15 protein-coding genes are annotated in these 13,636 nt (G+C 70.8%); 8 read left to right on the top strand and 7 right to left on the bottom strand.

Annotated features, from left to right (window positions below; genetic code table 11):
- Nucleotides 1-124: 124 nt before the first annotated feature.
- On the top strand, nucleotides 125-346 hold the full coding sequence (locus ACFXC1_RS12490; RefSeq protein ID WP_381241969.1) for a hypothetical protein: 222 nt from the start codon (nucleotides 125-127) through the stop codon (nucleotides 344-346).
- 170 nt (nucleotides 347-516) lie between these two features.
- Nucleotides 517-2,277, top strand: a complete 1,761-nt coding sequence (locus ACFXC1_RS12485) for a hypothetical protein (protein WP_381241967.1) — start codon at nucleotides 517-519, stop codon at nucleotides 2,275-2,277.
- A gap of 99 nt (nucleotides 2,278-2,376) precedes the next feature.
- Here the strand turns inward: ACFXC1_RS12485 and ACFXC1_RS12480 are convergent, their stop codons facing one another.
- Nucleotides 2,377-2,733 carry an iron-sulfur cluster assembly accessory protein gene (locus ACFXC1_RS12480; RefSeq protein WP_019075810.1) on the bottom strand — a complete coding sequence of 119 codons (357 nt, stop codon included), beginning with the start codon at nucleotides 2,731-2,733 and terminating at the stop codon, nucleotides 2,377-2,379.
- Between the two features lie 277 nt (nucleotides 2,734-3,010).
- On the opposite strand from ACFXC1_RS12480, the gene nadA reads away from it, so the two are divergent.
- Nucleotides 3,011-4,195, top strand: a complete 1,185-nt coding sequence (gene nadA, locus ACFXC1_RS12475; protein ID WP_381241965.1) for a quinolinate synthase NadA — start codon at nucleotides 3,011-3,013, stop codon at nucleotides 4,193-4,195.
- A gap of 18 nt (nucleotides 4,196-4,213) precedes the next feature.
- Here the strand turns inward: nadA and ACFXC1_RS12470 are convergent, their stop codons facing one another.
- The 4 genes from ACFXC1_RS12470 to ACFXC1_RS12455 all read right to left on the bottom strand — a co-directional run bounded on the left by ACFXC1_RS12470 (nucleotide 4,214) and on the right by ACFXC1_RS12455 (nucleotide 7,470).
- A complete protein-coding gene (locus ACFXC1_RS12470; protein WP_381241963.1) occupies nucleotides 4,214-4,897 on the bottom strand; it encodes a response regulator in 684 nt (227 codons plus the stop codon).
- Nucleotides 4,894-6,114, bottom strand: coding sequence for a sensor histidine kinase (locus ACFXC1_RS12465; RefSeq protein WP_381241961.1), 1,221 nt, complete (start codon nucleotides 6,112-6,114; stop codon nucleotides 4,894-4,896). Before ACFXC1_RS12465 ends, ACFXC1_RS12470 begins: the two co-directional genes overlap by 4 nt.
- A gap of 242 nt (nucleotides 6,115-6,356) precedes the next feature.
- Nucleotides 6,357-6,635 (bottom strand): PspA-associated protein PspAA, encoded by a 279-nt coding sequence (pspAA, locus tag ACFXC1_RS12460; protein ID WP_359604823.1) that lies wholly within the window; start codon nucleotides 6,633-6,635, stop codon nucleotides 6,357-6,359.
- Between the two features lie 34 nt (nucleotides 6,636-6,669).
- Complete coding sequence (locus ACFXC1_RS12455; protein ID WP_200716465.1) at nucleotides 6,670-7,470, bottom strand: PspA/IM30 family protein; 801 nt, start codon at nucleotides 7,468-7,470, stop codon at nucleotides 6,670-6,672.
- Between the two features lie 287 nt (nucleotides 7,471-7,757).
- Between ACFXC1_RS12455 and ACFXC1_RS12450 the strand changes: the two genes are divergently transcribed.
- From ACFXC1_RS12450 to ACFXC1_RS12440, 3 genes are all read left to right on the top strand, one after another.
- On the top strand, nucleotides 7,758-8,360 hold the full coding sequence (locus tag ACFXC1_RS12450; protein WP_381241959.1) for a DUF3043 domain-containing protein: 603 nt from the start codon (nucleotides 7,758-7,760) through the stop codon (nucleotides 8,358-8,360).
- Nucleotides 8,361-8,443: 83 nt separating this feature from the next.
- The gene (locus tag ACFXC1_RS12445) at nucleotides 8,444-9,145 is read left to right on the top strand and encodes a class I SAM-dependent methyltransferase (RefSeq protein ID WP_381241957.1); all 702 of its coding nucleotides are present in this window, start codon (nucleotides 8,444-8,446) and stop codon (nucleotides 9,143-9,145) included.
- Between the two features lie 76 nt (nucleotides 9,146-9,221).
- Entirely contained in the window at nucleotides 9,222-10,304 is a 1,083-nt protein-coding gene (locus ACFXC1_RS12440) for a S1C family serine protease (RefSeq protein ID WP_381241955.1), read from the top strand.
- 43 nt (nucleotides 10,305-10,347) lie between these two features.
- Here ACFXC1_RS12440 and ACFXC1_RS12435 read toward each other — a convergent pair whose 3' ends face one another.
- The gene (locus tag ACFXC1_RS12435; RefSeq protein WP_019075820.1) at nucleotides 10,348-10,560 is read right to left on the bottom strand and encodes a hypothetical protein; all 213 of its coding nucleotides are present in this window, start codon (nucleotides 10,558-10,560) and stop codon (nucleotides 10,348-10,350) included.
- A 114-nt stretch (nucleotides 10,561-10,674) separates the two neighbouring features.
- On the opposite strand from ACFXC1_RS12435, the gene ACFXC1_RS12430 reads away from it, so the two are divergent.
- Nucleotides 10,675-11,877, top strand: a complete 1,203-nt coding sequence (locus ACFXC1_RS12430) for a bifunctional adenosylcobinamide kinase/adenosylcobinamide-phosphate guanylyltransferase (protein WP_381241953.1) — start codon at nucleotides 10,675-10,677, stop codon at nucleotides 11,875-11,877.
- On the opposite strand, the gene ACFXC1_RS12425 is transcribed toward ACFXC1_RS12430, so the two are convergent.
- Complete coding sequence (locus ACFXC1_RS12425) at nucleotides 11,866-12,390, bottom strand: methyltransferase domain-containing protein (RefSeq protein ID WP_381241952.1); 525 nt, start codon at nucleotides 12,388-12,390, stop codon at nucleotides 11,866-11,868. The genes ACFXC1_RS12430 and ACFXC1_RS12425 overlap by 12 nt on opposite strands.
- A 137-nt stretch (nucleotides 12,391-12,527) precedes the next feature.
- Here ACFXC1_RS12425 and cobT point away from each other — a divergent pair, with 137 nt between their 5' ends.
- Nucleotides 12,528-13,619, top strand: a complete 1,092-nt coding sequence (gene cobT / locus ACFXC1_RS12420) for a nicotinate-nucleotide--dimethylbenzimidazole phosphoribosyltransferase (RefSeq protein WP_381241950.1) — start codon at nucleotides 12,528-12,530, stop codon at nucleotides 13,617-13,619.
- Nucleotides 13,620-13,636: the final 17 nt, after the last annotated feature.

The following is a 13,636-nucleotide window of genomic DNA, read 5'->3' as shown; positions in this document are numbered from 1 at the left end:
ACTCTCCTGAGGGAGGCTGCGTTGACAGTTCACGCTACCCGGTCGGCCCGGCGGCTCTGAAGCGGCCAAAACTACCCGATAGTAGATCTTTCTTCGCGAGGTAAAGCGTGTCTACGGTGCCGCTATGACGAACCTCAAAGTCGACGGTCCCGTTCCGGCCCACCTCGAAGGCGAAGGTGAGACGGACCTCGCGGCGCTGCGCGGCGACTGCGCCCGGATGGCTCCCCACTGGGCGGTTCCCGACCGGATCGTTTCCCTTCCGGTGTCGCCGTCCCTCATCCACGGCGTGTCGGTGCCGTCGAAGTCGGCCCGGCTGCTGGACGCGATGGGCGAATACGGCGACTGAGGCCGAAGCTCGTCGGCTCCATCGGCGCGCTCGGGGGAACCGTGCGCTCCCCCGCTGCGTCCCATCGCTGTCCCCCGTAAAGGGGATGCGGGATACGACCTTTTCGCCTGCCTCTTTGACAGGGGCTGGTCAGGGTCATGGGACAGTTGCGCAGCCGAAGGAGCGATGCGGTGAACACCGAGCGACCCGACAACGAGGACGCGACCGGCGCCTCCGATGATGTGCCGGGCGTGGGGGACGCCGTGAAGGGTGCCGTGGAAGGGCCCGAGGGCGAGGACACGGCGGAAGGTGCCGTTTCCGAGGAGACCGGCCGATCGGAGGGGACGGGGGCCGAGGAGACGGAGCCTGAGGAAACCGGGTCCGAGGAAACCGACACAGAGGCCGCCTCTTCGGAACATCCCACCCCGGTGACATCCGAGGTCCGGCCCGACCAGCCGGAAGCCTCGGACCCCTCCGAATTCTCCGACCACACCGACGACGGGCACCCGGCGCGATCCCGGTCCCGTTCCCCTCTCGTCATCGCCTCCGTGGCCGCCGCCGTACTGCTCGTCGGAGGCGGCGGGGCGTACCTCGCGTCGTCCTCCTCGGCCTCCGGGGGTTCGGGCGACGGGACCGGATCCGCCGCCTCCGGTGCCGACGGCACTCCCCCGCCGCTCGCGCTCGACGGGTACGCGACGGGCGGTACGAACGGGATCGCGTCCGGGGAGCCGAATCCGTACGGCGAGACCTACAAGGCCCAGGGCACCCTGCCCGCCGGCCCCGGCTCCGCGGCCGTGTACTCGGCGGAGGGCCAAGTCGGCAAGGACGCGGTCGCCCGGCTCGCGAAGGCGCTCGGTGTCGCGGGGACCCCGGTGGCCGAAGGGCAGTACTGGAAGGTCGGCGGGCAGGACGGCAGCGGGCCGAGTCTCCAGGTGAACAAGACGGCGCCGGGACTGTGGACGTTCAACCGCTACGCGCCCGGCACCGACAGCTGCACCGACACCCTCAAGTGCGCGCAGGATCCCGGTACTTCGGCCACCGACCCGGTGAGTGTCGCGGTCGCGAAGCAGGCCGCCGCCCCGATCCTCAAGGCGGTCGGCCAGGACGACGCGAAGGTGGACGCGAGTCAACTCATGGGCGCGCAGCGGGTGGTGAACGCCGAACCGGTGGTCGGCGGGCTGCCCACGCACGGCTGGACGACCGGGCTGACCGTCAGCGCCCAGGGTGAAGTGGTCGGCGGGAGCGGGCAGTTGGCGGCGCCGATGAAGGGTGACGTCTATCCGGTGCTGAGCGCGCAGAAGACGCTGGCCCTGCTGAACGCGGCGCCGGGGACCGACCACCGCATGGGTATCGGCGGCTGCGCCAGTCCCGTACCGCTGAAGGACCGGCTGGAGGCGCCCTGCGGATCGTCGACCGCCGGCTCCGCCACACCCGCGCAGGCTGCTGCCGTCGTCGAGCACGCGGTGTTCGGGCTCGCCGCGCACTCCGTGGACGGGAAGCAGGCGCTGGTGCCGTCCTGGCTGTTCGAGGTGCGGCAGTCGGGTACGCAGGACAGCTTCACGGTGACGTACCCGGCGATCGATCCGAAGTACCTGGCCTCGGCCGGCACGCCCACTCCGACTCCGACCTCGACGGCGACCGCGGCTCCGCACGATGTGAAGGCGGACGGCTACTCGGCCGACGGGAAGAGCCTCACCGTGGCCTTCACGGGCGGGGTCTGCGCGGACTACAGGACGACGGCCGTGGAGAGTTCGGACAAGGTGACGGTCACGGTGACCGCGACGCCCTGGCCGAACAAGGTCTGCATCATGATCGCCAAGATCTACCACCAGAAGGTGGAGTTGAAGGCCCCGCTCGGCGACCGGAAGGTCGTGGGTCCGGACGGCAGGGCGATCCCCGTGGAGAAGAGCACGCAGCCGACGGCGGGCGCGGGGCCCTCGCTGGCCCGGTAGGCACTTCTCGACGGGCATCGGAAAGCCCGAAGGCGGCGGCCCTGTCGGAGGGGGCCGCCGCCTTCGCCGTACTCAACCGCCCTGTCAGGGCCGGCCGGTTTAGCTGAACGAGTCGCCGCAGGCGCAGGAGCCCGTCGCGTTCGGGTTGTCGATCGTGAAGCCCTGCTTCTCGATGGTGTCGACGAAGTCGATCGAGGCGCCACCCAGGTACGGGGCGCTCATGCGGTCGGTGACCACCTTGACGCCGCCGAAGTCCTTGACGACATCGCCGTCGAGGGAGCGCTCGTCGAAGAAGAGCTGGTAGCGCAGGCCGGAGCAGCCACCGGGCTGCACGGCGACGCGCAGGGCCAGGTCGTCCCGGCCTTCCTGGTCGAGCAGGGCCTTGACCTTCGCCGCGGCGGCGTCGGACAGAAGGATGCCGTCGGTGACGGTGCTGGTCTCGTCCGATACGGACATCTACATCTCTCCCGGGTTGTACGGAGACTGCTTGCCGACGATGTCAACCGCCGGGGCCGTGGATTCATTCCGGGCCGTGCCCGGTGTCTTTCCCCCGGCACCTCTCTCCATGCTCGCACACCCCCGCAAGGTCCCCCGCTGAGTGCGTATCGAGCACCTGCCGGGATTGATGTCACATCGACGCTATGGGCATCGTCAAACTGACGTGAAGCGGTTATGATAGATAACGTCAATTAGACGAAAAGGCTTGTCTGTCAGAACAGAAAGGGTGCGTGTCGTGACCACCGCCCAGACCCAGGAGCTCGACGTTCAGCCGACGCCCCTCGCCCTGCTGCTGCTCGGCCGTGAGGCCGACCCGAGGAGCGAGCGGGGTGTCGAGTGTCCCGGCGACCTGCCCTCGCCGTCCGACCCGGACCTGGTCGAACGGGCCCGCGCCGCCAAGGAGAAGCTCGGCGACAAGGTCTTCGTGCTCGGCCACCACTACCAGCGCGACGAGGTCATCCAGTTCGCCGACGTCACGGGCGACTCCTTCAAGCTGGCCCGGGACGCCGCCGCGCGACCCGAGGCCGAGTACATCGTGTTCTGCGGTGTGCACTTCATGGCGGAGTCCGCGGACATCCTGACCGGCGACGACCAGAAGGTAGTCCTGCCCGACCTCGCGGCCGGCTGCTCGATGGCCGACATGGCCACCGCCGAGCAGGTCGCCGAGTGCTGGGACGCGCTGACCGAGGCCGGTACAGCCGAGCGGGTCGTGCCCGTCTCGTACATGAACTCGTCCGCGGACATCAAGGCGTTCACGGGCAAGCACGGCGGCACGATCTGCACCTCGTCGAACGCGCAGCGCGCCCTGGAGTGGGCCTTCGAGCAGGGCGAGCAGGTGCTGTTCCTGCCCGACCAGCACCTCGGCCGCAACACGGCGGTGCGGGACATGGGGATGAGCCTGGACGACTGTGTCGTGTACAACCCGCACAAGCCCAACGGCGGCCTCACGGCGGACCAGTTGAGGTCCGCGAAGATGATCCTCTGGCGCGGCCACTGCTCGGTGCACGGCCGCTTCTCGCTGGAGTCGGTGGAGGACGTCCGCGCCCGCATCCCCGGGGTCAACGTCCTGGTCCACCCCGAGTGCAAGAACGAGGTCGTGGCCGCGGCCGACTACGTCGGCTCGACGGAGTACATCATCAAGGCACTCGAGGCGGCCCCCGCCGGCTCCAAGTGGGCCATCGGCACCGAGCTGAATCTCGTACGGCGGCTCGCGAACCGTTTCGCTCCCGAAGGCAAGGAGATCGTCTTCCTCGACAAGACGGTCTGCTTCTGCTCGACCATGAACCGCATCGACCTCCCCCACCTGGTCTGGACCCTGGAGTCCCTCGCCGAGGGCAACCTGGTCAACCGCATCGAGGTCGACAAGGAGACGGAGACCTTCGCCAAGCTGGCGCTGGAGCGGATGCTGGCGCTGCCGTAGACCCGTACGTCCGGGGTGCTACTCCACCCGCGGCCGGACCAGGCCCGACTCGTAGGCGATGACGACGAGTTGGGCCCGGTCACGGGCGCCCAGTTTGGCCATCGCCCGGTTGACGTGGGTCTTCACCGTCAGGGGGCTGACCTCCAGGCGTTCGGCGATCTCGTCGTTGGAGTGGCCGCCGGCGACCTGGACCAGGACCTCGCGTTCGCGCACGGTGAGGGCTTCGAGGCGTTCGGCGCGGGCCGGGTCGCGGTCCTCGTCCAGGTCGCCCTGGGCGAGGAAACGGGCGATCAGGCCCTTGGTCGCCACGGGTGAGAGCAGGGCCTCGCCGGCCGCGGCGACCCTGATCGCGCTCAGGAGTTCCTCGGGTTCCGAGCCCTTGCCGAGGAAGCCGGAGGCGCCGGCGCGCAGGGACTGCACCACGTAGTCGTCGACCTCGAAGGTCGTCAGGATGACCACCCGGACATGGGCGAGGGACGGGTCGGCGCTGATCATGCGGGTGGCGGCGAGGCCGTCCGTGCCGGGCATCCGGATGTCCATCAGCACGACGTCGGCCCGCTGCTCCTTCGCGAGCCGCACGGCCTGCGCGCCGTCCGACGCCTCCCCTACGACCTCCATGTCGGGCTCGGAGTCGACGAGTACGCGGAAGGCGCTGCGCAGCAGGGCCTGGTCGTCGGCGAGCAGGACACGGATCGTCGTCATACGGGGTCCCCCGAGGCGCGTGGGCGGGTCTTGACCGGCAGGATCGCATGGACGCGGAAGCCGCCTCCGTACCGGGGACCGGTGGTGAGGGTGCCGCGCAGGGCGGTGACGCGCTCGCGCATGCCGAGCAGGCCGTGGCCGCCGCCGGAGTCGGGGTCGTGGTCCTCGCCGGAGCCGTTGTCGAGGACGGTGACCTCCACGTTCGGGCCGACGCGTACGACGCTCACCTCGGCCTTCGCCTCGATGCCGGCGTGCTTCTGCACGTTGGTGAGGGCCTCCTGGATGACCCGGTAGGCGGCCAGGTCCACGGCGGCGGGGAGGGTGGTGCCGTTGTCCGCGCGGGCGACCAGGACCTGGAGGCCCGCGCTGCGGAAGGTGCCGGCGAGTTCTTCGAGGCGGTCGAGGCCGGGGGCCGGTTCGGTGGGGGCCTCGGGGTCGCCGGACTGGCGCAACAGGCCCACGGTGGCGCGGAGTTCGTTGAGCGCGGAGCGGCTGGCCTCGCGTACGTGGGCGAGGGCCTCCTTGGCCTGGTCGGGGCGCTTGTCCATGACGTGCGCGGCGACTCCGGCCTGGACGTTGACCAGGGCGATGTGGTGGGCGACCACGTCGTGCAGGTCGCGGGCGATGCGCAGCCGTTCCTCGGCGACCCGGCGGCGGGCCTCCTCCTCGCGGGTGCGCTCGGCCCGTTCGGCGCGCTCACGGATGGCGTGCACGAACTCCTTGCGGCTGCGTACGGCGTCCCCGGCGGCGGCCGCCATGCCGGTCCAGGCGAAGATGCCGAGGTTCTCCTGCGCGTACCACGGGAGCGGACCGCCGAGCATCGCGGCGGCGGTCAGCACGGTCATCGTGAGCAGGCCGACGCGCCAGGTGGTGGAGCGGTCGGTGGACACCGCGACGGTGAACAGGGCGACCACGGCGCACATCGCGACCGGGGCGCGCGGGTCGCTGGTGACGCTCTCGACGAGGGAGGCGGTGGCGGTGACGGCGAGGACCATCATCGGGGCGCGGCGGCGGAAGACGAGCGCGGCGGCACCGACCGCCATCAGGACCAGGCTGAGCGGGTCGGGGGTGCGGATGCCCCAGCTGACGCCGTGCCCGCCGTGCGGGTCCACGAACGAACCGGCCACCATGCACACGAGCACCGCGGCGGCGAGCACCGCGTCCAGCGCGGAGGGGTGCGCCTTCGCTTGGCAGCGGGCTCGGTCGAGAACGCTCATTCTGGCAACCGTACGGGGTCCCTGGCGGGGGCGGAACGGGGGGCAGCTGTACGTTCCCTGTACTTGTGCGGGGTGTTGGTGCGGGCGTCTCTGGGGGCTCTGCCCCCAGGCCCCCGTTCGGCCTTGAAGGGGCCTCGTCCTCAAACGCCGGGCGGGCTGGATTTTGCTGGCCGGCGCCGGAAAAGTGCCGGACAGGCTGACCAACGCCGACCTTGGTCAAGAAAGAGCCCTGAAGAAAGCCCTCACCCCGGGATCAAGCCGTCGTCGCTCAGCAGGTCCCGGACCTCCTCCAGCGTCGCGTCCGGGGACGGGAGGATCAGTTCCGACGGCTCCAGGGAATCGTCGGGCAGCGGTTCGCCCAGTTCGCGGACCTTGGCCAGGAGTGCCTGGAGGGTCTCGCGGAAGGCGGGGCCGTCGCCGTTCTGTATTTCTCTCAGGAGTACGTCGTCCAGCTTGTTCAGTTCGGTGAGGTGGCCGTCGGCCAGCCTCACCTGCCCCTCCCCCATGATCCGTACGATCATGTCGCCCTCCTCAGGCGTGGGCCGTCACATCACGTCACTGCTTGTCGAAGCGCGGGGTGTCCTGCGGCTGGGACGACGACTGCGACTGGGACTGGTCCTTGCCGCCCTCGATCGCCTGCTGCGACGCCGATCCGCCGGCCAGCTCCGCCTTCATCCGCTGGAGTTCCAGCTCTACATCCGTACCACCCGACAGCCGTTCCAGCTCGGCCTGGATGTCGTCCTTGGCCATGCCGGTCGGGTCGTCCAGGGCTCCGGAGGCGAGCAGTTCGTCGATGGCGCCGGCGCGGGCCTGGAGCTGCTGGGTCTTGTCCTCGGCGCGCTGGATGGCAAGCCCGACATCGCCCATCTCCTCGGAGATGCCGCTGAAGGCCTCGCCGATCCGGGTCTGTGCCTGGGCCGCCGTGTACGTGGCCTTGATGGTCTCCTTCTTCGTACGGAAGGCGTCCACCTTGGCCTGGAGGCGCTGGGCCGCGAGGGTGAGCTTCTCCTCCTCGCCCTGGAGGGTGGTGTGCTGCGTCTCCAGGTCCGTCACCTGCTGCTGGAGCGCGGCCCGGCGCGAGAGCGCCTCGCGGGCCAGGTCCTCACGGCCGAGGGCGAGCGCCTTGCGGCCCTGGTCCTCCAGCTTGGAGGACTGCGACTGCAGCTGGTTGAGCTGGAGCTCCAGACGCTTGCGGGAGGTGGCGACGTCGGCCACACCCCGGCGCACCTTCTGAAGCAGCTCCAGCTGCTTCTGGTACGAGTAATCGAGGGTTTCGCGCGGGTCCTCGGCCCGGTCAAGGGCCTTGTTCGCCTTCGCGCGGAAGATCATCCCCATACGCTTCATGACACCGCTCATGGGCTTCGCGCGCCCCCTTCTGACGGACTCCAGCTCCAGCGACTACAACAGGACCAACAGTACGGGCCCTGCATCCATTACCGCACTGTTCGGGGACGGATGCGCTCATCCCCAAGGACGACTGCCTACGGTCCTGCTCCGGCGTAAGGAGTAGGTGTTCCCCGGGTAACAACCCGGAGCCGACCGTCTGCGACGTCTCTCTTGTCCCCCTACAGACGACTGGTGTTGCCGGATCGTTCCCCACCGGACTGGGGTCCAACCGCGTCCACCCCGTAAGCTTGGGTTTTGTGTTCCGTAGCCGTTCCAAGGAAGAGCAGGCAGCGCCCACCGACAAGGTGCCGCTGACCGACTCCAAGCAGCCCCGAGACCCTCAGGCCCCCAAGGGTCGGCCCACGCCCAAGCGCAGTGAGGCCCAGACCCAGCGCCGCAGCGTGGCCAACACCACGCTGACGCGCAAGGACGCCTCCAAGCGGCAGCGCGACGAGCGGCGGGTGCAGCTGGAGAAGCAGCGCCAGGCGCTGTCCGGCCGCGGCAACGAGCGGGATCTGCCGCTCCGTGACCGGGGCCCGGTCCGCAAGTTCGCGCGTGACTACATCGACTCGCGCTTCAACGTCGCCGAGTTCTTCCTGCCGATGGCCGTGGTGATCCTGGTGCTCAGCGTGGTGCAGGTGCCCGCGCTGCAGAACGTCGCGCTGCTGCTGTGGCTCGTGATCATCATCCTGATCGTGGTCGACTCGTTCCTGAACGTGTTCCGGCTGCGCAAGCAGCTCGCCGAGCGCTTCCCGGGCCAGGACACCAAGGGCACGGTCTGGTACTCGCTGATGCGCTCCCTCCAGATGCGTAGACTCCGGCTGCCGAAGCCGCAGGTCAAGCGCGGAGAGCGGCCCTGAGCGCGGACTCCTTCTCCGCGGGCGCGGCGGATGCCTGGCTGGCAAGGCTGGGCGGGCTGCGGGATCTCGTACGCCAGGAGCTGGTGGCCCGGCAGCTCGACGAGCAGATAGCCGGCCGGTATCCGGTCGGGCAGCGGCTGCGGGTGCTGGACGTCGGGATGGGGCAGGGCACGCAGGCGCTGCGGCTGGCCCGGGCCGGGCATCAGGTGACCGGGCTCGAACAGGAACCGAAGATGATCGCCGCGGCGCGTGCGGCGCTGTCCGGTGAGCCGGAGGGCATCCGGGATCGGGTGCGGATCATCGAGGGCGACGGCCGGGACACGGGCGTGCACTTCCTGCCGGGCAGTTTCGACGTCGTGCTCTGTCATGGCGTACTCATGTACGTGTCCGAGCCCGATCCGCTGCTCGCGGGTCTTGCCCGGATGCTGGCGCCGGGCGGGCTCCTGTCCCTGCTGGTGAGGAACGCCGACGCGCTGGCGATGCGCCCCGGGCTCTCCTGGGACTGGGCGACCGCGCTGACCGCGTTCGACTCGACCGCGTACCGCAACCGTCTGGGCCTGGATGTGCGGGCGGACCGGCTGGACACCCTGACGGCGACGCTGGCGGGGATCGGGGCGCCGTTGCAGGCCTGGTACGGCGTGCGGGTCTTCACCGACACCGCTCCGGAAGGCGTCGAGATCCCGTCGGACGTCGAACCGCTGCTGGCCGCCGAGGAGCGGGCCGGGCGGACGGATCCGTATCGGGCGGTGGCCGCGCTGCTGCATCTGTGCGGCGTACGGGGCTGAGCGCGCGCCCCTCGCCGAGGGCCCGTTCGGGTCAGCAGCACAAGCCTGGCATTCACCCCAAAGAGACACTCGGCGTATGGACGCTCCCCGTACCCGGACCCGTACGCGCGCCCTCCGGCCCATGGCCCTGCTCGTCTGTTCGCTCGCGCTGGTCGCCGGATGCGGTGGCTCCGGATCCTCCTCGAAGAAGGACACCTCGACCGCGCAGGCCGCCCAGGCCGCCGTACCGATGGCCGGCGACGACCTGCAGAGCGACTACCAGAAGGTGATCAAGGAGGTCCTGCCGTCGGTCGTGCAGATCCAGGCCAGCAGTGATCTGGGGTCGGGGGTCGTGTACGACGGCCAGGGGCACATCGTCACCAACGCGCACGTCGTCGGGAACGAGAAGACCTTCAAGGTGACCACCGCGAACAGCGAGGACGTGCTCACCGCCGAGCTCGTCTACTCGTATCCCGACCAGGACCTGGCCGTCGTCAAGCTGGACAAGGTGCCGGACGGGCTGAAGGCGGCGGCCTTCGCCGACTCCGCCAAGGTCCAGGTCGGGCAGATCGTCCTCGCCATGGGCTCGCCGCTGGGACTGTCGTCCAGCGTGACGCAGGGCATCGTGTCGGCGACCGGACGGACCGTCAGCGAGGGCAGCAGCGACGGGGGTACGGGCGCGACCATCGCCAACATGGTGCAGACCTCGGCCGCGATCAACCCCGGCAACAGCGGGGGCGCGCTGGTCGACCTCAACGGGCAGGTCATCGGCATTCCGACGCTCGCGGCGACCGACCCGAACCTCGGGGGCGGTGCAGCGCCCGGGATCGGGTTCGCGATCCCGTCCTCGATGGTGAAGACGGTCGCCGGCCAGATCGTCAAGGACGGCAAGGTGACCGACTCGGGGCGGGCCGCGCTCGGCATCACCGGCCGTACGGTCGTCGACGACAACTACCGGGCCGCCGGGGTGGCGGTGGTCGAGGTGAAGAGCGGCGGGGCCGCGGACAAGGCCGGGATCCGGGCCGGCGACATCATCACGAAGCTCGGCGACACGGCCATCAGCACGATCACCTCGCTGTCGGAGGCGCTGGCGTCCGACAAGCCGGGGCAGCGGACGACGGTGACGTACACGCGCAACGGCGCGTCGAAGAAGGTCGATGTGACGCTGGGCGAGCAGTGAGAGAGGGGGCGGCCGGTATTTCTCCGGCCGCTCCCTCCCCCGGTTACGCCTCCTCGGCGTGCAGGCTCATCGGGCCGTAGATCTCCGTGGAGTCCTCGAACAGCCGTACCTGGTCCGCGCCACCCGCGACGAGGTCCTTCCACACCTCGCCGAGCCAGGACTCCGCGTCCCCCTGCGTGGTGAACTCCTCCGGCGGGACCGCGGGTTCGACCTCGGTCCCGTCGGACTTCTCGAACCGCCAGATCCATGCCGCCATGTACGCCTCCAAGGTCTCAGCGCATGCAGAGCAGAAGCCGGATCTTGGTCCGGCTTCTGCCGAGAAGACTAGTCGGATGCGCAACACCTGGTCAGACGCGCGAAAATCAACACCGTGGAACTCACTCTGCTCGGCACCGGTGCCCCCGCTGGACTCCCCCGCCTCGACTGCCCCTGTGCTGCCTGTGCCGTGTCGCTCGGGCTGGATGCCCGGGCGGCTACCGCCGTGCTCGTGGACGGGACGCTGTTGCTGGATCTGACGCCGGGGGCCGCCTTCGCGGCGGCTCGGGCCGGGCATTCGCTGGGGGGTGTGCGGCAGGTGCTGTTGTCGCATCCGCACGACGGGCCCGCGGTGGAGGTGCCGGTGGGGCTGCCGCAGCCTGGGCGGGTGCCGGACGGGCGGGAGCTGGCGTTGCTGACGGGGCACCGGGTGCGGGCGGTGGCGATGGACGCGCCCGGTACCGGGTACGCCGTCACGGGGCCGGACGGGCAGCGGGTGCTGTATCTGCCGCCGGGGGCCGCGCCCGCCGGGCTCGAGGAGGGGAGCGCCGAGTCGTACGACATGGTGCTCGCCGATGTGGTGGGGCGGCCGGACGCGCTGGCGAAGCTGCGGGCGGTGGGGGCGATGGGGCCCGCGACCGATGTGATCGCCGTGCATCTCGACCACGATGTGCCGCCGGGCGCGGAGTTGACGCGGCGGCTGGCGGCCGTGGGGGCGCGGGCCGTGCCGGACGGGTCGACGCTGACCGTGGGGGTCTACGAGGACGTGCCCGATGTGCCGCGGCGGACGCTGGTGCTGGGCGGGGCGCGGTCCGGGAAGTCGGTGGAGGCGGAGCGGCGGCTGGAGGCGTTCCCGGACGTGCTGTACGTCGCCACCGGCGGCTCGCGCAACGGGGACACCGAGTGGGCCTCGCGGGTCTCCGCGCACCGGGAGCGGCGGCCGGGGTCGTGGCGTACGGCGGAGACCTGTGACCTGGTGCCGTTGCTGGCGCAGGACGGGCCGCCGTTGCTGATCGACTGTCTGTCGCTGTGGCTGACGGACGCGATGGACTCCGTGGGGGCGTGGGACGACACGGAGTGGGGGGACGGCGGGGAGAAGCAACTCCGGGAGCGGGTACGGGAGTTGACCGCCGCCGTGCGGGCCACCCGGCGCACCCTGGTGGCCGTGTCGAACGAGGTCGGCTCGGGGATCGTGCCGGCGACCGCCTCCGGGCGCCGGTACCGGGACGAGCTGGGGCGCCTGAACGCGGCGGTCGCCGGTGAGTGCGAGCACGTGCTGCTGGTGGTGGCGGGGCAGGCGATCGCGCTACGGGGCTGACGGCTTCCGGCGCGCGATCAGCCGCTGCGGGGCCGGGAGCCGGTCCGGGAGGCGGCGGGGTTCGGGGACGATCTCGCAGTCGTGGGGCTCCAGTTGGGCGCGCAGGTCGTCCGGACGTCCTTCCATGAGGAGGAGGCCGCCGGGGCGCAGGACCGTGAGGGCCGCGTGGAGTTCGGCGGCGGGGTCGGGGGCGGGGGTGCGGTCGCGCAGGAGGGTGACGACGTCGTAGCGGGAGTGCAGGGCGGAGGTGATGTGCGGGTCGGTGAGGTGGCCGGCGTAGCCCTCCTCGATGCGTTCGGCGGCGCGGGCCCGGACGGCTCGGGGGGTGGGGTCGAGGCCGTCGAAGGAGGTGTAGGGGAAGAGTTCCTTCGCGGTCTCGGGGAAGTGGGCGTCGCCCGTGCCGACGTCGAGCCAGCTCTCCGGTTCGGGGAGCAGGCGCAGGATCGCGCGGGCCAGTGTCCGGTGACGGCGTCGCTCGTCGAGGGCGCTGACACGGGTGCGCAGGCTGTTCATGGCGGCTCCCGGGGACGTACGGCAAAACGGTACAAAACGATACGTACGGGATACCGATCCTGGAGGCAAGGACGTCCGGGGCGCGTGGTGACCATGTGGCTCTGTCGCGCGCGATCGCTGCCGGTACTGTTCGGCGAATGAGCTCGCTTAATCTCGACGACTTCACCGATCTGATCGAGCGCCCCGACGGCGGTGTGCGCCGTGACGCCGAGGCGCGGCGTGAACGTCAGATCGTGCCGCCCGGGTCGCTGGGCCGACTCGACGACCTGGGTGAGTGGCTGGCGGCGGCGCAGTCCTCGGTGCCGGTGCGGCCGATCGAACGGCCGCGGGTGGTGCTGTTCGCGGGCGACCACGGGGTCGCGGAACTCGGTGTGTCGGCCCGACCCGCGGGCAGCGCCGGGGAGTTGGTGCGGTCGGTGCTGGAGGGCGGCAGCCCGGCCGCGGTGCTCGCCCGGCGGCTCGGGGTGCCGGTACGGATCGTGGACATGGCCCTGGACTGCGAGCCGGACTCGCTGCCCGACGAGGTCGTGAAGCACCGGGTACGGCGGGGCAGCGGGCGGATCGACATCGAGGACGCGCTGACCCTGGAGGAGGCGACGGCCGCGTTCGAGGCGGGTGTCGCCGTGGCGAACGACGAGGCCGACTCCGGTACGGATCTGGTGGTGCTCGGCGATGTGAGCGTCGGCGGTACGACCCCGGCCTCCGTGCTGATCGCCGCGCTGTGCGGGACCGACGCGTCCGTGGTCACCGGGCGGGGCGGCCTGGCGATCGACGACCTGGCGTGGATGCGCAAGTGCGCGGCGATCCGGGACGCGCTGCGCCGGGCCCGGCCCGTGCTCGGCGACCAGTTGCAGCTGCTCGCGACGGTGGGCGGGGCCGACCTCGCCGCGATGACCGGGTTCCTGCTGCAGAGCGCCGTACGGAAGCTGCCGGTGATCCTGGACGGGGTGGTGGCCGCCGCGTGCGCGCTGGTGGGTCAGCGGGTCGCGTTCCGGGCGCCGGACTGGTGGCTGGCCGGGCAGAACAGCGGGGAGCCGGGGCAGGCGAAGGCGCTGGACCGGATGGCACTGGAGCCGCTGCTCGACCACGGGGTGACCGTCGGCGAGGGCGCGGGCGCGCTGCTCGCGCTGCCGCTGGTGCAGGCCGCGGCGGCGCTGGCGGCCGAACTCCCGCTCAAGCCGGAGGAGCCGGCGGAGGAGCCGGCCGAGGTGGAGAAGCCCGAGGAGTGATCCGAGCGTGATCGTTG

It is taken from the genome of Streptomyces hokutonensis (assembly GCF_042751305.1).
In the GTDB taxonomy this organism is placed as follows: domain Bacteria; phylum Actinomycetota; class Actinomycetes; order Streptomycetales; family Streptomycetaceae; genus Streptomyces; species Streptomyces hokutonensis_A.
The sequence above is the reverse complement of the archived record's forward strand: the minus strand, read 5'-3'. Positions and strand labels throughout refer to the sequence as shown.